Raw genomic sequence first — 19,582 nt, forward strand, 5'->3', positions numbered from 1 at the left:
AATGTGCGCGCCATGCTCGATCTCAACGATGTTGCGCTGTTCGTCCAGGTGGTCCGCAGCGGCAGCTTCGCCGAAGCCGCCAGGCGCTTGGGCATGCCTTCCAATACCGTCAGCCGACGGGTCCAGCAGTTGGAGGCGCAGCTTGAATCGCGACTTCTGCAGCGCTCGACCCGCAAACTCACGCTGACCCATGCGGGCCAGGGGTTTTATGAACGCTGTGTGGATGCGGTGGACGGCCTGATGGATGCCGGACAGGAACTGATGATGGGCAGCGAGGAGCCCAGCGGCCTGGTGCGCATCGCAGCGATGGCGGATTTTTTCGATTTTTTCCCGATGGAATGGGTGGCCGACTTTTTAGCCGCGCATCCGCGAGTGCAACTTGATTTCGTGCTCAGCGATGCCCGGGTCGACCTGATTGCCGACCGCATCGACGTGGCCTTTCGCGGCGGTCCCTTGCAGGACTCGGGGTATGTCGGTCGCCAACTGCTCAAGAACGACGGTGACGGCATGGTTGCCAGCCCCGCGTACATTGCCGCGCGCGGCGCACCGCTTTCGTTGCAGGACCTGGCTCACCACGACGGCGTGAGTTTCGCTCATCCCGGCGGCATGACCCATTGGCGATTCGTTGGCCCGGACGGCATCGAGGAACAGGTGCAGATCGCCAGCCGATTCCACGCCAACACCGCCCAGGCGCTGCGCAGGGCGACCGTCGCCGGCCTGGGCATCGCCGTGTTGCCGGGGGCGCTGAGCAGCCTCGACCTGGAAGCCGGAAGGCTGGTGCGTGTGCTGCCGCAATACCAGCGCATCGGCTTCGGCCTGAATGTGCTCTATCCGAGCCGGCGGCAGTTGCCGCTGGCGGTTTCGGCATTCATCGGGTTGGTGATGGAGAAGCTTGAGCTCAAGGCGTTTCCGGCGCGGATGACGTAGGCGCAGTCGATCGTTTTCGATCGTTCCCACGCTCCTGCGTGGGAATGTCGCCAGGGACGCTCCGCGTTCCGCTTCTGGAGTGTGACGCAGAGCGTCACCGGATGCATTCCCACGCAGAGCGTGGGAACGATCATCGCGCAGAAGCCCACTTTTTTCCTTCCCAGCAACGATAAATGGTGGTTGTGCGCAGGGCGCCCTTGGGCGCGCCGGGCTTGCTAATTCCACCGGTCTACTAACCTGCGTACAGCCGCCACCCTTCTTTTAGTAGGGAACGGTTGCGGCCCCAACTGAGGGAATTAGTTATATGTTCAAGGTTACTCCCAACCCCCCGGATATCAATTCGGTACTCTACGGCGACTCTCTCGACCCCGAAAAGTTGAAAGAGGCGGCAGACCGCGCGCTCAAGCACTACCTGAACCCCGGGGCAACGAAAACGCAGATACAGCCCCGCAAGCCCAGCACGATCTTCACCATCGACGCAGCGGTGGATGATGAAACGTTGCTCGTTGAGGCGTGCGAATCCTTGGCATCCGCCAGCGTGATGGTCAGCGACCTCACCGATTTGACGGACGGCCCACGACGCCAAACGATGCTGGTGCTGCAACGGGTCATCATGTTGGGTGAGTTAGCGGTCAATCGAGTACTGGATAACCACAGGCTACCAGGGTAGTCGCCAGGTAATGTTGCGGGGGCGTCGCAAGCGCCCTCACAACAAAAGAGTCAGCAAGCACTACAAGGTCTCTTGCTTCTTCTGTTCAGCAACACGGCCAATGCAAGCACGCCAATGAACCCTCGCGCCAGAGCCCGGACTTTTCGCGCTCGGCATCAGCAGTGACGATATTCAGGCTGGCTTGGGATAAATACTTAGGTGCTATTGATATTCTATTAAGATATTTAAACTAATATTTTTATAGCTTTAAAGTCGTGATCTTCAGTCTTCTCCACTTTACTGTGAGGTACCCGACCATGGCTTTCAAGCGTTCTGCGCTCACCTTGTTGGTTTCCCTGGCGGCCACTGCGCTGCTCAATCCCTTGGCCCACGCCGAAGGCAAGATCAGCATCGCCCAGCAATTCGGTATTGGCTACCTGATCCTCGACGTGGTGCGAGACCAGCAGTTGATCGAGAAACATGGCAAGGCCCAGGGCATCGATATCAAGGTGGACTGGAACAGCATTTCCGGCGCAACGGCGATGAACGAGGCCTTGCTGACCGGTGCCCTGGATGTGGTGTCGGCGGGCGTTCCGCCGATGCTGACGATCTGGGATCGGACCCGCGGCAAGCAGAACGTCAAGGCCATCGCCTCGCTGGGGTCGATGCCCAACTATCTGTTGACCAATAACCCGAACGTGAAAAGCCTCAAGGACTTCACCGACAAGGACCGGATCGCTGTCCCGGCGGCAGGTGTGGGGTTCCAGTCGCGCACGCTGCAGATCGAAACCGCCAAGGAGTTCGGCAACGATCACTTCAAGAAATTCGACGATATCTCGGTCAGCCTTCCGCACCCGGATGCGACGGCGGCGCTGATCGCCGGTCAGTCGGAAATCAATTCGCACTTCTCCAGCCCACCGTTCCAGTACCAGGCACTGCAAAGCCCCAACGTACACAAGGTGCTCAGCTCCTATGATGTGCTGGGCGGGCCGGCGACGTTCAACGTGCTCTACACCACGGAAAAATTCCACGACGAAAACCCCAAGACCTACAAGGCGTTCTACGACGCCCTGGTGGAGGCGCAAGGCATCATCAAGGCCGACAAGCCGGCCGCGGCCCAGACCTACATCCGCGTAGAACAGTCCAAGTTGCCGCTGGCGCTGGTGGAAAAAATCGTCACTGACCCCGAAATCGACTTCACCGTCGTCCCGCAACGCACCTACATCTATGCGCAGAAGCTGCACGAACTGGGCGTGCTGAAAAACCAGGCCGACAGCTGGAAGGACTATTTCTTTGAAGAGGCCCATGCCGGTGCCGGCAGTTGAGTCCTGAGCGATTATCCGTTTTCGGCACAATTGCCCGACCGGCCCACGGGGCGGAATGGAACTTGCCTGAGCTTTGACCCGTATGCCCTGGAATCATCAAAGGTCGGGTCAATGAACAACTCCAACATGGCGCAGCCAGCGATCTCGTCGGACCTGTTGCCGACGCTGCCGATCAATCGGTTTCGTACCGCAGACATCGACGAGCACGCCCGCAACATGGGTGGTTGGCAGGTTTGCTATGACCAGTTGACCCCCGGACGCTTCGAAGGCGAGTTGATCGAGTTCCGCTCGGACTGGATGCAACTGGTGCGCGACCGCTCTAATCAGGCACTGACCAAGCAAGGCATGGCCTGGGAGGGCGCCATCACCTTCAGCGTGCCACTGAGTGCCGATGGGCCGGTCTTTTGCTCCGGGCACCCGATTATCGAGCCCAGCCTGTTGGTCGCCCGTGGCCAGAACCTGCCCGAGCTGCGCACACCCCAGCATCTCGACCTGCTCAGTGTCGCCATCGACGAGCAGGCGTTGGAGCATGTGCTGGAACGACAGGGCAGTCGCTTTCGAATTACCGATCTTCCCAAGTGTTACCGTCTCGGCAACTCGACGCTGCCCGCCGAGCTGGCGGCGTTGTTCGATGAGCTTGAAGGCGGCGAGCAGGGGCGTGACTCGTTACTGGGTTACGAGTCGATCCGCCGTGGCCTGCGTGACACGGTGATGCTGCACATACTGGAACTTGTGGCACCGGATGAGGCGCCGCCGCTCAACCCCACGGCGCGCAAGCGCATGGTCGACCGCGCTCGGGAATATGCCTTGACCCATGTCGATGAGCCGCTGTCGATCCTCGACCTGTGCAACCACATCGGTGCCAGCCGGCGAAAACTGCAGTATTGCTTCCAGGAGACGCTGGGCATCAACCCCGTGGCCTATTTGCGGGCGTTGCGCCTCAATGCCGTGCGTCGTGAACTGCGCAGCGGCGGCCATGCCCAGGGTGTACAGGAGGTGGCGGCACGCTGGGGCTTCTGGCATTTGAGCCGGTTTTCCAGCGACTATCGAGTGCTGTTCGGCGAGACACCTTCACAAACCCTGCGTCGCACGCATCTGTGCTGAAAACGGATAACGGCTGACCGGTCGGCTCCCTAGGATGACCCCTACACCACATGGTCGGGAGGGGCATTCGATGAATCAGAAGAATAAAACCAACGTCTTGCGCTGTACTGGGTTAACCCTGGGGTTGATCGCTGTCTGTAGCGCTGCCCATGGCACCGAAAACGGCGCGCCGACCACGGCGGTCGGGGTCTACGATTTCGGCGCTGGCATGATGCCGCCGGCCACGCCCTTCGGCACTGTCGGCCTGCGAACTGCGTTCTATTCGGCCAACGTGCAGAAAGATCGCCACGGCAAGTCTGCGGACAACAATTTCTCCCTGGATGTCTTGTCCATCGGCCTCGCCTACATGCGCATGACCGATTACACCGTGCTGGGCGCCAAGTATGGCTTTGGCGCCATCGTACCGTTCTTCCAGATGGACGCTTCGGTACAGGTACAGACGCCTGTGGGCCCGCTGGACCTTGCGGCCGATCCGTTTCGCCTGGGCGATATACAGGTGCTGCCGGTGATCTTGCAATGGACCCTTTCGCCGAACCTGTTCGTCAACACCCAGTTCCAGATCCAGGCCCCTACAGGCGACTACGACAAGGATCGCTTGATCTCACCGGGTCTCAACCACTGGACCTTCTCACCGATCCTCAACGCCACGTACATCTCCGACAGCGGCTTCGAAGTGTCTTCCAGCTTCGAAGCCGACATCAACACCCGCAACCACGCCACCGACTACAAGAATGGCGTCGAGTACCGCCACGAGTTCGCCGTGGGTCAACACGTTGGCCCGTGGACCGTGGGTGTGGGCGGCTATTACTACCGGCAATTCACCGATGACGATGCGCCGGGCCTGGAGGCGGGCAATCGTGCCCGGGTGTTGGCGGTCGGGCCAGCGGTGAGTTACTTCAAGCCCGGCATGCCGCCGATATGGCTGCATGTCTACAAGGAGCTCGATGCGCGCAACCGCGCCGAGGGCTACACCACGGCGCTGCGTATTTCTCACAGTTTCTAAAAAGGGGCTCGCCATGAACCAATCAAATTCCGTTTCACCGGCGGTCACCCCGTCGCGCCAGGCCGGTTGGCGCGAAGGCGGGGTGCTGATGCTGGGCAGCAGCCTGACGATCATGGGCGCGGTGATGGTCACGCCGATCCTGCCCAGGTTGGGCGCCGAATTCGGCCCCTTGGAACCGCGCGCCGATCTGCTGGTGCCGTTGGCGATTACCGGTCCGGCTTTGGCGATTGCCGTGTGCGCACCGTTGGCTGGCTGGTTGGCCGACCGCGTAGGGCGCAAAGCCTTGCTGGTGATTGCCACGGTGCTCTACGCCTTGCTCGGTGCGCTGCCGGCCATGCTCGACAGCCTGCCTTCGATTGTCGGTGCGCGGCTGTTGTTCGGGTGCACGGAGGCGGCGGTGATGACCTGCTGCGCAACCTTGATCGCTGACTATTGGCAGGGCGAGGAGCGGCTGCGCTACGTCAACCGGCAGGTGGTGACTATTGGCCTGGTGGGCGCGCTGTTTTTCGTGGTGGGCGGGGTGCTCGGCGAGCACTCGTGGCGCACGCCGTTCCTGCTGTATTTGCTGCCACTGCTGCTGGTGCCGGTAATGATGAAAGTGCTCTGGGAGCCGCCAGTGGCGGAGCTGCAGAGGGTCGAGCAGAGCGTCGATGAGTCGGGACCGGCCAAGGTCGCCGTGCTGCAACTGCTGGTCGGCTACCTGATGATCCTGGGCGGCATGGTCCTGACGTTCATCATGCCGATCCAGGCGCCGATGCTGTTGGTCAGCCTGGGGATCACCTCCAGCACGATGATTGGCCTGGCCGCGGGGTTGAGCCTGTTGGCGACCCTGGGCGGTTCGCTGATGTGGCCGTTGCTGCGCCGCCGCTTCGGCATCGCCGGTTGCAACGCACTGTTGCTCGGCCTGATGGGCCTTGGGCTGTGGCTGCTGATGCGCGGGCAGAGCTACAACGCCGTGCTGGTGGCGGTATTCATCCAGGGCCTGGGGGCCGGGTTGCTGGTACCCAACGTGATGGCGCCGGTGATGAATGCCCTGACCGCCAGCACCCGCGGCCGAGGCTTGGGCGGGTTTACCTCGTGCCTGTACATCGGTCAGTTCGTCAGTCCGTTGGTGGTGGCCTCGGTGGTTGTCTTTGCCGGTGACCTGCGTCACGCCATCCAGTGGCTGTCCCTGGCCAGTCTTGCCTTGGCGCTGCTCTGGGTCGTGGCCGGCCTGCGAGCACGGGGCCAGGGGCAGGCGAGCACCGTCGGATCACATCAATCGTCATGACATAAGGAACCTGAGATATGGGTATGCAAGACATCCACCACTTGATGGACATTGAAGATGCCACGGCGCTGGCTGAGTGGGTCAGGCGTGGCGAGGTTCAGCCCGGCGAACTGCTGGAGACGGCCATCGAACGCCTGGAGCGGGTCGAGCCGCAGCTCAATGCGGTGGCCGAGCGCTTGTACGATTCGGCCCGGGAGGCGGCGCGCAAGCCTCAGGCTGCACAAGGCCTGCTGGCCGGCGTGCCGACCTTGATCAAAGACCTGTTTTCACCAGTCAACGGCGCGGCGATGACTAACGGTTCGCGCGCGCTGGGCGACTGTCGTGCGGATTTTGATTCGGAAGTCGTCGCGCGGTTGCGGCGTGCCGGATGCCAGGTGATGGGCACCAGTACTTCCCCGGAGTTCGGCACGTCGTACTCCACCGAGTCCGCGCGCTTCGGCGCGACCCGCAACCCTTGGAACACCGATCATAGCGCCGGTGGCTCCAGCGGTGGCGCGGCGGCACTGGTGGCGGCCCGCGTGGTGCCGTTTGCCCACGGCAACGACGGTGGCGGTTCATTGCGCGTGCCGGCGTCTTGCTGTGGCGTGTTCGGGTTCAAGCCCAGCCGCGGCCTGATGCCGTCGGGGCCGATAATGGGCGAGGGCTGGGCGGGGATGGGCACGCCTCATGCGATCACTTTGTCGGTGCGCGACAGTGCGGCGTTGCTGGACGCCACCGCCGGGATGGACCTGGGCGCGCCGTACGCCGCGCCGATCCAGGCGTTGCCGTATGTGATGGCAGTGCAGGCTGATCCCAAGCCGCTGCGCATTGCCCTGGTCGAGCAACTCGAGCCCTGGCCTACGTCACCCCAGAGCCTTCAGGCGGTGGGCGAGGCCGCGCGGTTGTGCGAGTCCTTGGGGCACCGTGTCGAACCGGTGAGCCTGCCGGTGGGGTTGTTGGAGTTTCTCGACCACGTGTTCAGCATTATTGGTGCAAGCACCCGTCGCTATGTCGACCTGCTGGGCCAGATGCGTGGGTTCGCCGTGCAGGCGGAAGAACTGGAGGTGCGGACCCGGATCATCCTGCGGGACAAGGGCAACGTCAGCGGCGCCCAATATGTCGCGGCGGTGGAATGGATTCATGCGCTGGGCCGGCAGTTGGCAGTGTTCATGCAGGATTACGACGTGATCCTGACCCCGGTCCTGACCCGTGAACCGGTGCCGATTGGCGAACTGGATCTGCAGGATGTGTGCATGAGCCTGGATCAACTGCTTGAGCGCTACCACAGCTATTCGCCGTTCACCGCGTTGTTCAATGCCAGCGGTCAGCCGGCGATGTCAGTGCCATTGTCCTGGAGCGCCAATGGCCTGCCGATGGGGGCGCATTTTGCCGGTCGCTTCGGCGAGGAAAGCACCTTGCTGGCCCTGGCCGCCCAACTGGAACGCACCCAGCCCTGGCGCGGCCGAGTCCCACCGGTCAACGCCTGCCGGCGTTAAAACTGTGGGAGCGGGATTGCTCGCGAAGGCGGCGTCAGATTCAGCATCATGGTTGACTGATAGTCCGCTTTCGCGAGCAAGCCCGCTCCCACAGGGGATTTTTGGTGGTCGCGGATGACTTGGGCGACTCGGAAAAAACTGTGGGAGCGAGCCTGCTCGCGAAGGCGTTGGGTCAGTCGGCATCATGGTTGGCTGATAGTCTGCTATCGCGAGCAAGCTCCCACACAGGGGATTTTTGGTGGTCGCGGATGGCTTGGGCGACTCGGAAAAAAATTGTGGGAGCGGGCTTGCTCGCGAAGGTGTTGGGTCAGTCGGCATCATGGTTGGCTGATGGGCCGCTATCGCGAGCAGGCTCGCTCCCACAGGGGATTTTTGGTGGTCGCGGATGGCTTGGGCGACTCGGAAAAAACTGTGGGAGCTTGCTCGCGAAGGCGTTGGGTCAGTCGGCATCATGGTTGACTGATGGGCCGCTATCGCGAGCAAGCTCGCTCCCACAAGAGGGCTCAGAGGGGTGTCCCAGAGCCCTTGAAGGTCAGTAGCGGATCATCACCGACTTCAGTTCGGTGTAGTCGTCGATGAATGCACTGCCGAATTCACGGCCTATCCCTGAAGATTTGCTGCCGCCAAAAGGCACCGCCGGGTCGAGCAGGGTGTGCATGTTCACCCAGACTGTACCAGCTTCGATCGCGGGGACCATGCGCAGGGCTTTGCCCAGGTCGTTGGTCCAGAGGCTGGCGCTCAGGCCGTAGGGGGTGTCGTTCATCAGTTCCAGCAACTCCTCCTCAGTGTCGTAAGGGAAGAACGTGGCGATCGGGCCGAAGGTTTCTTCGTTGAGCAGGCTGTCGTCGCGGCGATTGGCGAGGATGATGGTCGGCTCGACATAGCAACCCGGTCCATCGATCAGCTTGCCACCGTGGACGATGGTGTTGTTCTGTGCGCGGGCCTTGGCGAAGAATTCCGCGAGTTTGTGCTGGTGCTGGCGGTTGGTTACCGGGCCGAATTCGGTGCGCTCGTCCAGGGGCGAGCCGATGGTGAGTTTGCTCAGGCGCTGGGCCAGTTTGTCCATGATCGACTCGATCTGCGAGCGATGGACAAAGAACCGTTCCGCTGCAGCGCAGATCTGTCCCGAATGCAGGAAGCCCGCCTCGATGATACCGTTGACCGCCACCTCGGGGTCGATATCACGCAGGAACCCCGCCGCATTCTTCCCGCCCAGTTCCAAGGTTGCACGGGTCAACCCGGCGCCCATGGCCGCTTGGCCCACCGCCAGGCCGGTGGGCACGGAACCGGTGAATGAGACCTTGTCGGTGCCCGGGTGTTCGATCAGTGCTTTGCCCACCAGGCCGCCGCCGGTCAACACATTCAGGGCACCGGCTGGAAGGCCGGCCTCGATGGCCAGTTCAGCGATGCGCAGGATGGTCAGCGGGGTGAACTCGCTGGGCTTGATGATGATGCTGCAACCGGTCACCAGGGCTGAGGCCAGTTTCCAGATGGCGATCATGGTGGAAAAATTCCACGGCACGATGCCGACCACCACCCCGACCGGTTCGCGCAAGGTGAAGGCGGTGTAGCGTTCGCCAGCGAAGGAGGGCAGTGATGGGGTGATCGTCTCGCCGTTGATCTTGGTCGCCCAGCCCGCGTAGTAACGCAGGAAATGAGCGGCCTGATCGACTTCGAAGGCCCGGGAGATGTGGATGATCTTCCCCGACTGGCAGGTCTCGATCTGCGCCAGCTCTTCGCGGTTGCGTTCCAGCAGGTCCGCCAACTTGAGCAGCACATGGCCGCGGACTGCGGGTGCCGTTTGGGACCACTGCTTGAAGCCGCGGCGGGACGACTCCACCGCCGCATCAATGTCGCCGGGAGTGGCGTCGCTGACCTGGGCGATGACTTGGCCGGTGGCAGGGTTGACGACGTCCAGCGTCTGGCTGCTCTGGCTTTCGACGTAGCCACCGTCGATGAACAGGGCGTGATGTCTACCGAGGAAGGCTTCGACCTGAGGCAGCAGGGCAATATCGCTCATGAGGGTTTCCTGATCACGAATTAGGGAAAGCCCCGAGGGTAATCCCGGCAGGACCGTCCAGCTTGACTGTGCCTGCCGCGCCGTATGTCTGTGGCTGCCAGCCTGGGTGGCTGGCAGCCAGGAGCAAGGCCCCGTGCAGGCAGGGACAAGCCAGCCTGGCCGGTTTGCGATCAGATCCGGGTTTCGACTTGATGGCATAGGGGCGGGCGATGTTTCTCCAGACCAACAAACAGAAGCGGGTGTTGATCGCACAGGTGCAGCGCGTACTGGCCGGCGAAACGGAGGACACGCCGCTGCTCGACGCGTATCCGCCACTGCGCACAGTCCTTGAGCAGCATGCACGGCAGATGGCGAGCGCGACTGCGCATCTGCATCAGATCGAGGCACAAGTGGAGACGCAAACCCTGCGCTGGCAGCAAAGCGAGCATGAGTTGCACAAGGTTCGCCAGCAATTGGAGCAAGCCCACGAGCGCGAGCAGGTGCTTGAAATTCGCTTGGGCGAACTCAGCCAGCAGCTGCAGCAACAACGCCAGGATGCACAGATCTGGGAGCTGCTGCAGTCGACCCTGACGGAAGGCTGCTGGGACATTACCGTGGTCAACGGTGACCTCCAGCACCCGGCCAGTGGCATGCGCTTTTCCAGTCAGTTCCGTGCGCTGCTGGGTTACGGGCCTGACGACCTGCCCGATGGCTGGGATGCCCAGGTCGGCATCACCCACCCGGACGACTTGCCCAAGATCATGGCCATTTTCGACCGGGAAATCCTTGGCTCACAGGGCAGCGGTGAATACGTCTTCGAATACCGGATGCGCCACAAGACCCGGGATTACATCTGGTGTCGTGAACGCGGTCGGGCGGTACGCGACTCCCATGGGCAACTGGTGAGGATCATTGGTGCGGTGCGTGATATCAGCGACGAGCGCTCGGCCCAGTCCACCCATCAGCGCATGCTCGAACAGAACCAGGTGACCTACGCCCAGATTGCCACGGTGGTGGGGGTGATCAAGGGCATTGCCGACCAGACCAATCTGCTCGCCTTGAACGCCGCAATTGAAGCCGCCAGGGCCGGAGATGTCGGGCGCGGTTTTTCGGTGGTGGCCGATGAGGTGCGCAAGCTGGCGCAAAGCACCCGGCAGGCGACCCATCAGATCCAGACCATGTTGCACCAGCACAGATAACAGACCAATCGCTATCCCGTAGGAGCTGACGAGTGCAACGAGGCTGCGATCTTCCCAAAGACACTTGCATCAAAAGCGAAAGATCAAAAGATCGCAGCCTGCGGCAGCTCCTACGGTCGGCCTGTCAGAAAGGAACCGCCACCACCAACTGGCTATAGACGTTGGTGCCATTGCCGCCAACCTGATTGCCACCGCTGTCCGCATCCTTCTCAGGCTTGTACAGGCCCACCAGCGGCGTGACGATCAGATGTTCATTCACTGCCCATTCCACGTACAGGTCCAGCTCCTGCGCATCGAGGTTCAGCGCGTCACGGGTATGCAGGGTCTGATAGTCGAAGAACAGTGCACCAATGGTCACGGTTTCTGCCGGCTTGAGCTTGAGGCCGACGTGCTGGATGGCGGTATTGCTGTTGAACGGACCGGCATAGTTGCCCGCCACTTCACCCTGGAACCAGGTGCCATAACCACGGCTCTGGCCGTTGAACATCGAGTCCCAGTCTTTGGAGTAGCGGCTGTAGCGATAGGTCAGGTCTGGCGTCCAGGGCAGGTCGGCGAAGGTGTAGCCGGCTTCGGTGTACCAGGCTTTCTCCGGGCCCGCGTCCTTGTCCTGCCAGGCGTACTCGAAGGAGAAATGCGCATTTTCGATGCCGGCATTCCCGGCGCCGCGCAGGCTGTAGATGTCCATGCCGTCGCGCTGCTTCTGGAAGTCGCTGGCGTAGCGGTCATCGACATCGATGCCATGGATATAGGTCAGCCCCAGGGTGCCAGGTGCGGCGGTGTATTCCAGGGTGCTGGCGGCCATTTCGGTGTTGGCCTGGGCGCGGTTGTCGGACTTGATCCACATCAGGCTGCCATGCACGCCTTCCTTGCCGCCCAGGCGCACGACAGCGGTTTTGTCGAAGGCATGCCGGGCCGCCAGGTAATAGGCGCCGCCACGGTTGAGCTCGCCATCGGCCACGCCTTTGCCCAGGTTCAGGCCATCGTCGTTGATGATGAAACCGTCGCCCAGGGTGATCACCTGGCGGCCGTAGGACAAGTCGACACCGTCCTTGCCCAATGCCGGGAACAGATCCCCCGAACGCCAGCCGGCAAAGGCTTCATCGAACTTGGTGGTGCGTTCGGAGCCGTCGCTCAAGCCGGCTGCGTCGCCATCGCCCCAAGTGCCGGAGCTGACCAGGTTGGCCGTCCCGTAGACACTGCCCAGGCCGCCGAGTGTCTGGTCGATACTCAGGCCATACTTGATGAAACCTTCGCGCCAGCTCGAACCGCCGGCGGTGCCGTCGTAGTTCTTGCGGCTGTTGAACAGCCCGTAGACCGCCAGGAAGTTGCCGGTGACGGTGGTGTCTTCGTCGGTGTAAAGCTCATAGGCCTGCGCCGATGAATCGGCGACCAGCAGGGCAATGCCCAGGCCGATGGCGGTGCGCAGCAAAGGTGTACGGTGTGTGTGCTCCATGGTGGATTCCCCTGTGTGATAGGACAGCAGAGCGCGCATTAAGGGGAGTGGTACCCGGGGAAGTCTTTCACCTGCCTGCCATGGAGTTGACTCAGGCCGCCAGCGCCGCGGTGTTGGCAGGCAGCAACAAAACCGGCGGCAGACATGGGCAAGACGCCCGGGGCGGCGCAGCGCAGAGTAAGGCTGCACGCAACGCTGTTTCGATCAGGGATTGGTTGGGGAAGGCATGATCGCCGGCTCCTGGACGGCAGTGGCATCCCTACTAAAAATCCGCTTTCGAGGATCTGCACCATGTCGATCAATGACAGGCTCACCGAGCACTTGAACCGGGGTTCGGTGGGCTTTCCCACCGCGTTGGCCAGCACCATTGGCCTGATCATGGCAAGCCCCGTGATTCTCACCGCGACCATGGGCTTTGGCATTGGTGGCAGCGCCTTTGCCGTGGCGATGCTGATCGCCGTGGTCATGATGCTGGCCCAGGCGACGACGTTTGCCGAGGCCGCGTCGATGCTCCCGACCACCGGCTCGGTCTATGACTACATCAACTGTGGCATGGGACGTTTCTTCGCGATTACCGGGACCTTGTCGGCCTATCTGATTGTCCATGTGTTCGCCGGCACCGCCGAGACCATCCTGGCCGGTGTCATGGCCCTGGTGAACTTCGAGCACCTCAACACCCTGGCCGAATCGGCAGGCGGCTCCTGGTTGCTGGGCGTGGGGTTCGTGGTGGTGTTTGGCGTACTCAATGCGTTCGGTGTCAGTGCCTTTGGCCGGGCCGAAATCATCCTGACGTTCGGCATGTGGACCACCCTGATGGTGTTCGGCGTGCTGGGCCTGATCGCTGCGCCGGCGGTGGAGCTGGAGGGCTGGTTTGGCGCGTCCGTGGTGGGCACCGATCTGGTCACGGTGTTGTCGCTGGTGGGCATGGCCATGTTCATGTTTGTCGGCTGCGAATTCGTCACACCGCTGGCGCCGGACCTGCGCAACTCTGCGAAAACCATGCCCCGGGCGATGATGCTGGGCTTGTTCAGCGTTGCCACCTGCATGTTCATCTACGGCGCAGCGATGAAGCGCCAGGTGGAAAACGTGCTGCTCGATGCCACCAGCGGTGTGCATCTGCTCGACACCCCCATGGCGATTCCACGCTTCGCCGAACAGGTCATGGGCGATATCGGCCCGATGTGGCTGGGCATCGGCTTTCTGTTTGCCGGTGCGGCGACCATCAACACCCTGATGGCCGGCGTGCCGCGAATTCTCTACGGCATGGCGGTGGACGGCGCGTTGCCGAAGGTCTTCACTTATCTGCACCCGCGCTTCAAGACGCCGTTGCTGTGCATCCTGGTGGCGATGCTGATTCCTTGCCTGCATGCGTGGTGGCTGGGCGGTAATCCCGACAACATCATGCACTTGGTGCTGGCCGCGGTATGTGCCTGGAGTTTTGCCTACCTGCTGGTGACCGTGTCGGTGGTCAGCCTGCGGATTCGTCGCCCTGATCTGCCGCGGGCCTATCGCTCGCCGTGGTTCCCGTTGCCACAGATCCTGTCCAGTGTCGGCATTGTGTTGGGCATGTGGTTCATCACACCGCCCGGGATGAATCCGGCAGACATCTACGTGCCCTTCGCGGTGATGCTCGGCGGCACCGCGGCGTATGCCTTGTTCTGGACCCTGGTGGTACAGAAGGTCAATCCATTCAAGCCAGCGTCGGTAGAAGACGTGCTGGCCAAGGAGTTCTCCCATGAGCCAGGGCAACCTGCGGGCGAGTTTATCGACCCTGCTGCAAAAACTGTCTGAGTTGTTCAGCGCCCAGCGCGTCCCGGCCGGTTATCGGCCTGGGGCGACCCTGGAACACTTGCGGCGCAACCTGGCGCTGGTGCGATTCGAGGTGGTGGGCCCGGCTACGGCGACGGCCGCCACCGACGATGGCAGCTTGCAGTTGGAGATTGTCGAGCGCACCGAGTCGCAGTTGTTGATGCACCTGGTGATGACCGAGTTCGTGCTGCGCGTGCCTGCCTCCCGAGAGGGCACGGCGCGCCTGGAACTGCACCACGGCGGGGCTGTTCGGCGTAGCGGCATTCGTTGCCGGCAGCGGGACGGGCGCAGTGACCTCGCGGCCCGGTTGCAGGCGGCCGTGGAGCAGGATCCGGTGCTGTACCAGGCCCTCATGCCGCTGGATTTCAAACGGCTGCGCATCGATCTGCAAGGACGCCAGTGGTGCGTGCGCCTGGAACACATGGGCGGTAGCGAAGTGGTCAATCGCATGCCGGCCTTTCGTCGCTATATCCCGTTGAGCCGGGAGCAGCGCACCGTCTTGCTGGCGACCTTGGGCGGCCTGCAGCGGATGTTGGCAACGCTCTGATTCCTTTGTTCTACCCTGGCATCATTCCTGCTACTGCTCTGGCGATCAGGTACTTGTTGCGCGCATATAGATAACATGTTAACTATTGCCGCACAAAAACAAAAAGCCACTGCGGAGAATGCCATGAGCATGCAACAGGTTGGGCAGGACGGTCTGGACACTTGGAACCGGGATCTGCGGGCGACTTGCGGCCACTTCGACACCGAGCTGGCCTTCAATCGTGCGCTGTTCATTGGTGAAGTGTCGAACTTCCATCGGGGTGGCCTTGCCCTCGCGAACCTGCGCACCAATGCCGGTAACATCAAGCGTCACTCGCCCAACGCCGATCACGATGATGACCAGGATTGCCTCCTGGTCAGCCAGCGCAGTGGCTACTGCCGCATTACCCAGAACGGTCGGAGCATCCAGTTGGCGCCCGGTGAATTGTTGTTGATGGATTCCGTTGGGGCGCTTGAAATCACCCCGTTCGGCCTGATCGAACACGCGGTGCTGTCCTTGTCGCGCCAGGACGTGTCGCGGCAACTGGGCGGGGAAACCAGGACCTTTGGCAAGGTGTCGTCCAGCAAGGCGTGTGGACGGATGCTGCATGTCTTGATGGACCAGCTGTGCAGGGACACACCGGACGGCGAGGGCGCGGCGGGCGAGGGTGAAGCCTTGCAGAGTGCCTTCGTTTCGCTGTTGGGCTCGGCCCTGGAACAGGATAGTGATGGCCGTGACGAAGGGGTGGCGTTGCAGGGGAGTCACTTGCGCAGCTATGTGCAGAAGGTCATCGACGAATCACTGACCCAACCCGGCCTCAGCCCGGTGGGCCTGGCCAATCGGCTGAATATTTCGGTGCGGCATCTGTATCGCTTGTTCGAAGAGCAGGATGACAGCGTTTGCCGCTACATCCAGCGGGCCCGGCTCAAGCGCAGCGCGGATGACCTGACCAACCCGTTCCTGCGGGATGAGTCCATTACCTCGATTGCCTACAAATGGGGCTTTACCGATTCGGCGCATTTCAGCCGTTCGTTCAAGAAGCAGTTCGAGCTGTCGCCCAAGGAGTTTCGTTCCAGCCGTTTGCAGGTGGGGATGGGGGTGGCTTGAGTGGATGTGTCCAATAGCTTTGCAGTCTGAACCACCGCTTTCGCGAGCAAGCCCGCTCCCACAAAGGGATTTGTGATGAACATGATTTTTTTGGATGACATTGGAAAGTGTGGGAGCGGGCTTGCTCGCGAAGGCGGCGGTACATTCACCACCATCGTCAGCGAGGCACCGCTCCCGTAGGCTCAAACCTCCGGCAAAGTCGAACCCCCATCGACCACCAAAGTCTGCCCGGTCACATAACTGGCCAGGCTCGACGCCAGGAACAGCATGGCGCCAGCGATGTCGCTCGGTTGGCCCAATCGACCCAGCGGCACCCGGCGGGCGATGTCCTGGTTGACCTCATCGTCGCCAAGATTCGCCATGGCCGGTGTTGCAATCATGCCCGGCTCGACGCCATTGACGCGGACATTCTCGGCTGCCAGCTCCAGCGCGGCATTGCGAATGAAACCATTGACCCCGGCCTTGGAGGCCGCGTAGTGGCTGAGCCCTGGATACGCGACCCGCGGGCCGGTGACCGAGGAGGTCACCAGCACGCAGCCTTGGCCCTGGCGCCGGAACATCGGCAACGCGGCCTGGGTCAGCCAGAACAGCGCCGACAAGTTCACCGCCAGCGTTCGCTCAAGCATCGACGGGGTGATCTCGGCGAACGGTGTCAGCGGAAAATAGCCGGCGTTGTGCACCAGGATATCCAGCCTCCCCAAGCGTTGCTCCAGCTCGGCCAACATCCCGAAGACCGCCGTTGCGTCGGCCAGGTCAACCCCCACCGCTTGCACCTGACAGCCCACGGCGGTCAATTCGCCGGCCACTGCTTCGGCCCGGGCCAGGCCCAGGTCGGCAATCACCACGCGAGCCCCTCGCAGGGCAAACGCTTCGACGATGGCCCGGCCAATGCCCTGGGCGCCGCCGGTGACCAGTACGGTCTGGCCGCTGAAATCCAGATCCTCAGGCATCGGTCGCCTCCATCCGGCTGAAGGCCAGTGTCGGCACGTCGACGATGCTGGAACCGCCATCGGCCACCAACGTCGCCCCAGTGATGATCGACGCATCAGGCGAGGCCAGGAAACGACAGGCGTTGGCGATTTCCTGCGCACTGGCCGGCCTGCGCAACGGCACGTCGGCGCAGACCCGGTCATACGCCTGTTGCAACGTTTCGCCATGGAACTGCATCAATGCCTGCATTTCTTCATCGGCCATGGGCGTGCGGACCCAACCTGGGCAGATCGCATTGACTCGTACGCCGTGAGGCCCGTAATCCCTTGCCAGGGAGCGGTTGAGGCCCAGCAGCGCATGCTTGGCGGTGGTGTAGCCGCACACGTGCGGGCCTGCCGCCAAGGAAGCAATGGAGGCGATCAGCACAATGTTGCCGGCGCTTTCCTGCAGCAGGGGCAGGCACGCCCGGGCGCTGTAGAAGGCGCTGTCGAGATTGCTGCGCAGGGCCGCTTCCCAGGCCGATGACTGAGTCTCGGTGGCGCTGCCCAATCCCATGCCGCCGGCACAGGCCAGCAGCACGTCGAGTCGGCCAAAACGCGTGCGAATCTGCTCGACGAAGCCGTCCCAGGTGGTCGGGCAGGCTGCATCGCCGACCAGCACCAGGCCGTCGATGTCCTCGGCGAGGGTTTCCAGGGGCTCGCGGCGTCGACCGATCAGCACCAGGTTGGCGCCTTCGGCGGCATACAGGCGGGCGCAGGCCGCACCGATACCGGTGCCGGCGCCCGTGATCACGACGGTGCGTAATTCAGGCATCGGGATACTCCGTCTGATTGATAACCTGGCAGTAGGAACTGACCGGGAAATTGGAATACTCATCGAACGACTCACCGGCGTAGCCAAAGATCTTGCCGTCGCTGCGATGCTGTTGCAGGTCGATCAGCACCAGGCCCAGGGTCGGGATGATTTTTTCCCGCCACACGAACAGGTACAGCTGATCGGCGATCTTGTAGGTGTCGCAGCGATCGGTGTCGCACAGGCCTTGTTCAACGCCCTTGAGGCACTGCCACGAGTAGAACTGGTCGTTGAGGTAAATGTGTTCATAGACTTCGCTCGGGCTGTAGCGATACAGGTTGCGCAGCCCCACCAGTTCGGTGGTCGGTGCGTGCGGGCACAGGCCAGGCTGCCAGGGACGATCGAGGCTGCCGTGCAGGAACTGCGCTTGAACCGAGGTCAGGGGCTTGCCGGTCAACGCCCGGCTGTAGAGGCCTTCGCCGGTTTCTTGCTGGCTTGGCATGCGGCCGATCACGGCGGTGAAGGACGCGCTGGCGGTATCGAGCACCAGGCTTATCGATGACGTCAGCTCGCCTTCGCGCTTGATGAAGTCCACCAGGTACAGGCCCGGGCGTACCGACGTGGCCCGGTAGGGCGCGGTGCCGCTGGAGTGCCCATCGGCGGCGTTCCAGGACACGGCATTCTGCTCGAAGCGATGCTCGATCTGCCAGCCATTGGCGAAATGCAGGGTGAAGGTCTTGCCGTCCAGGTCGGCCAGGTTTGGCAGGATGAAGGCTTCGGGGGCAAAGCCATCGGCCAGGGCGCCGACGGTGATCCAGTCTGAAGAGGTGCTCATTGCAAGGCTCCGGTGGTTGAGTTAGCCACTCGGATCATGCGGTGCCGGGCAACGGCGGCCTATCAACCAAATGGTTGATCAGAGGAACAGTGCGCTGACCAACTCGGTACGGCTGCTCACGCCAACCTTGCGAAACAGGTGGATCAGGTGAGTCTTGATGGTCGGCAAGCCCACCTCCAGCTCCCGGGCCAATTGCTTGTTGCTGACGCCTTGGCGCAGCAGCCAGGCAATCTGGCGTTCCTTGGGCGTCAAGTCGCCCAGTGGGTCCTCATGGCCAGGCAAATGGGCCACGGCCAGTTGCAGCAAGGCCTGCAACGCGCTGAGTTGACTCAACTGCTGGCTGGTGAAGACGCCTTGCTCGGCAGTGCGCAGCAACGAAATCGCGGCTTGGGGCTGACCGTCCCGATGGGCGAAGACTTCCACCACGTCGACCACGCCGTAGCGCTGCAGGAAGTCGTGATAACGATGGTTGTCACGTCGCGGTTGGCGGGCCATCGCCAGGCTCAACGGCACCACGGCCAACTCGCTGGACACGCAGTGGCGCGGGTGCAGCGGATCGAACTGGCGGTAGTTGTCCAGGTAGTCGCGGTGCATCTCGCCGCTCATCCCATGCAGGCTGAAGTCGTGGACTTGCAGCTGCCGATCCACGCAGTAGAACGCCGCCCGGCTGACGGGAACCAGCTGGGTAAAGGCGTGCAGGCACTGGCCGGCGATGTCCTGGGTGGGGATGACGTTCATGCTCGCACCTTCGCCGAGAGGGCTGCCGGTGGGGCCGGCAGCCAAGTCCGATCAGGCTACCGCGAAGTAGTGTTTGACGAAACTCTCGCTGAGCACTTCCCACAGCACTGGCGTGCCCTTGGTCACGAACCAGCTGTCGCCGGCCTTGTAGCGGGTGCTCTGGCCGGTGGTCTCGTCGGTGAGCACTACTTCACCGGTGACCACGGTGGCTTGTTCGGCGAAGGGGTAGACCATCCGGAACTTGCCTTGGGTGGTGCCGAAGTAGGCGCTGCTGACGGGGTCGGTCGGTGCGCCGAAGGTCATCTTGCCGAAGGCTTTGACTTCGCCTTCGAGAATCTGCGAACCGAGATCGGCGACGGTGCCCCAGGCGTCCAGGTCGGACAGCTGGATGTCTTTTTCGAGGGTGATAAGGGGCATGGCAGTGACTCCTGATGATTGAAA

Annotated in this window: 17 protein-coding genes and 2 pseudogenes; 12 read left to right on the forward strand and 7 right to left on the reverse strand. The window is 62.3% G+C overall.

Features of this window, described 5'->3' with window-relative positions:
• The first annotated feature begins 12 nt into the window (after positions 1 to 12).
• The 7 genes from B0E42_RS17615 to B0E42_RS17645 all read left to right on the forward strand — a co-directional run bounded on the left by B0E42_RS17615 (position 13) and on the right by B0E42_RS17645 (position 7,753).
• Positions 13 to 927: a LysR family transcriptional regulator gene (locus B0E42_RS17615; protein ID WP_077506930.1), complete on the forward strand. Its 915-nt coding sequence runs from the start codon at positions 13 to 15 to the stop codon at positions 925 to 927.
• 304 nt (positions 928 to 1,231) lie between these two features.
• The gene (locus tag B0E42_RS17620) at positions 1,232 to 1,597 is read left to right on the forward strand and encodes a DUF6124 family protein (protein ID WP_053179540.1); all 366 of its coding nucleotides are present in this window, start codon (positions 1,232 to 1,234) and stop codon (positions 1,595 to 1,597) included.
• Positions 1,598 to 1,893: 296 nt separating this feature from the next.
• Positions 1,894 to 2,901: an ABC transporter substrate-binding protein gene (locus tag B0E42_RS17625; protein WP_077506931.1), complete on the forward strand. Its 1,008-nt coding sequence runs from the start codon at positions 1,894 to 1,896 to the stop codon at positions 2,899 to 2,901.
• A 111-nt stretch (positions 2,902 to 3,012) separates the two neighbouring features.
• Positions 3,013 to 4,005: a helix-turn-helix domain-containing protein gene (locus B0E42_RS17630; RefSeq protein WP_077506932.1), complete on the forward strand. Its 993-nt coding sequence runs from the start codon at positions 3,013 to 3,015 to the stop codon at positions 4,003 to 4,005.
• 70 nt (positions 4,006 to 4,075) lie between these two features.
• A complete protein-coding gene (locus B0E42_RS17635) occupies positions 4,076 to 5,008 on the forward strand; it encodes a transporter (protein WP_077506933.1) in 933 nt (310 codons plus the stop codon).
• A 13-nt stretch (positions 5,009 to 5,021) separates the two neighbouring features.
• The gene (locus B0E42_RS17640) at positions 5,022 to 6,278 is read left to right on the forward strand and encodes an MFS transporter (protein ID WP_077506934.1); all 1,257 of its coding nucleotides are present in this window, start codon (positions 5,022 to 5,024) and stop codon (positions 6,276 to 6,278) included.
• Between the two features lie 17 nt (positions 6,279 to 6,295).
• Complete coding sequence (locus B0E42_RS17645) at positions 6,296 to 7,753, forward strand: amidase (RefSeq protein ID WP_077506935.1); 1,458 nt, start codon at positions 6,296 to 6,298, stop codon at positions 7,751 to 7,753.
• Between the two features lie 532 nt (positions 7,754 to 8,285).
• Here the strand turns inward: B0E42_RS17645 and B0E42_RS17650 are convergent.
• Positions 8,286 to 9,773, reverse strand: coding sequence for an aldehyde dehydrogenase family protein (locus B0E42_RS17650; protein ID WP_077506936.1), 1,488 nt, complete (start codon positions 9,771 to 9,773; stop codon positions 8,286 to 8,288).
• A 629-nt stretch (positions 9,774 to 10,402) separates the two neighbouring features.
• Here B0E42_RS17650 and B0E42_RS31800 point away from each other — a divergent pair.
• Together B0E42_RS31800 and B0E42_RS31805 are read left to right on the forward strand one after the other, a co-directional pair.
• Positions 10,403 to 10,693: pseudogene (locus B0E42_RS31800) on the forward strand (PAS domain-containing protein); the annotation flags it as partial.
• Positions 10,673 to 10,942, forward strand: a pseudogene (locus B0E42_RS31805) (methyl-accepting chemotaxis protein); the annotation flags it as partial. The pseudogenes B0E42_RS31800 and B0E42_RS31805, both read left to right, overlap by 21 nt.
• Before the next feature lie 133 nt (positions 10,943 to 11,075).
• On the opposite strand, the gene B0E42_RS17660 reads toward B0E42_RS31805, so the two are convergent.
• Entirely contained in the window at positions 11,076 to 12,404 is a 1,329-nt protein-coding gene (locus tag B0E42_RS17660; RefSeq protein WP_077506938.1) for an alginate export family protein, read from the reverse strand.
• Between the two features lie 291 nt (positions 12,405 to 12,695).
• On the opposite strand from B0E42_RS17660, the gene B0E42_RS17665 reads away from it, so the two are divergent.
• From B0E42_RS17665 to feaR, 3 genes are all read left to right on the forward strand, one after another.
• A complete protein-coding gene (locus tag B0E42_RS17665) occupies positions 12,696 to 14,195 on the forward strand; it encodes an APC family permease (protein WP_018613344.1) in 1,500 nt (499 codons plus the stop codon).
• Complete coding sequence (locus tag B0E42_RS17670) at positions 14,140 to 14,760, forward strand: DUF3156 family protein (RefSeq protein WP_168188526.1); 621 nt, start codon at positions 14,140 to 14,142, stop codon at positions 14,758 to 14,760. The genes B0E42_RS17665 and B0E42_RS17670 overlap by 56 nt, the downstream gene beginning before the upstream one ends.
• A gap of 123 nt (positions 14,761 to 14,883) precedes the next feature.
• Entirely contained in the window at positions 14,884 to 15,846 is a 963-nt protein-coding gene (feaR, locus tag B0E42_RS17675; protein WP_018613340.1) for a transcriptional regulator FeaR, read from the forward strand.
• Between the two features lie 182 nt (positions 15,847 to 16,028).
• Here feaR and B0E42_RS17680 read toward each other — a convergent pair whose 3' ends face one another.
• From B0E42_RS17680 to B0E42_RS17700, 5 genes are all read right to left on the reverse strand, one after another.
• A complete protein-coding gene (locus B0E42_RS17680) occupies positions 16,029 to 16,796 on the reverse strand; it encodes an SDR family oxidoreductase (RefSeq protein ID WP_077506939.1) in 768 nt (255 codons plus the stop codon).
• The gene (locus tag B0E42_RS17685) at positions 16,789 to 17,589 is read right to left on the reverse strand and encodes an SDR family NAD(P)-dependent oxidoreductase (RefSeq protein ID WP_077506940.1); all 801 of its coding nucleotides are present in this window, start codon (positions 17,587 to 17,589) and stop codon (positions 16,789 to 16,791) included. The genes B0E42_RS17680 and B0E42_RS17685 overlap by 8 nt, the downstream gene beginning before the upstream one ends.
• Positions 17,582 to 18,403, reverse strand: coding sequence for a molybdenum cofactor biosynthesis F family protein (locus B0E42_RS17690; RefSeq protein WP_018613334.1), 822 nt, complete (start codon positions 18,401 to 18,403; stop codon positions 17,582 to 17,584). The genes B0E42_RS17685 and B0E42_RS17690 overlap by 8 nt, the downstream gene beginning before the upstream one ends.
• 78 nt (positions 18,404 to 18,481) lie before the next feature.
• Positions 18,482 to 19,141 (reverse strand): helix-turn-helix transcriptional regulator, encoded by a 660-nt coding sequence (locus B0E42_RS17695; RefSeq protein WP_018613332.1) that lies wholly within the window; start codon positions 19,139 to 19,141, stop codon positions 18,482 to 18,484.
• A 51-nt stretch (positions 19,142 to 19,192) separates the two neighbouring features.
• A complete protein-coding gene (locus tag B0E42_RS17700; RefSeq protein ID WP_018613329.1) occupies positions 19,193 to 19,558 on the reverse strand; it encodes a cupin domain-containing protein in 366 nt (121 codons plus the stop codon).
• Positions 19,559 to 19,582 lie beyond the last annotated feature (24 nt).

The organism is Pseudomonas sp. A25(2017), from assembly GCF_002001065.1.
GTDB lineage: Bacteria > Pseudomonadota > Gammaproteobacteria > Pseudomonadales > Pseudomonadaceae > Aquipseudomonas > Aquipseudomonas kilonensis.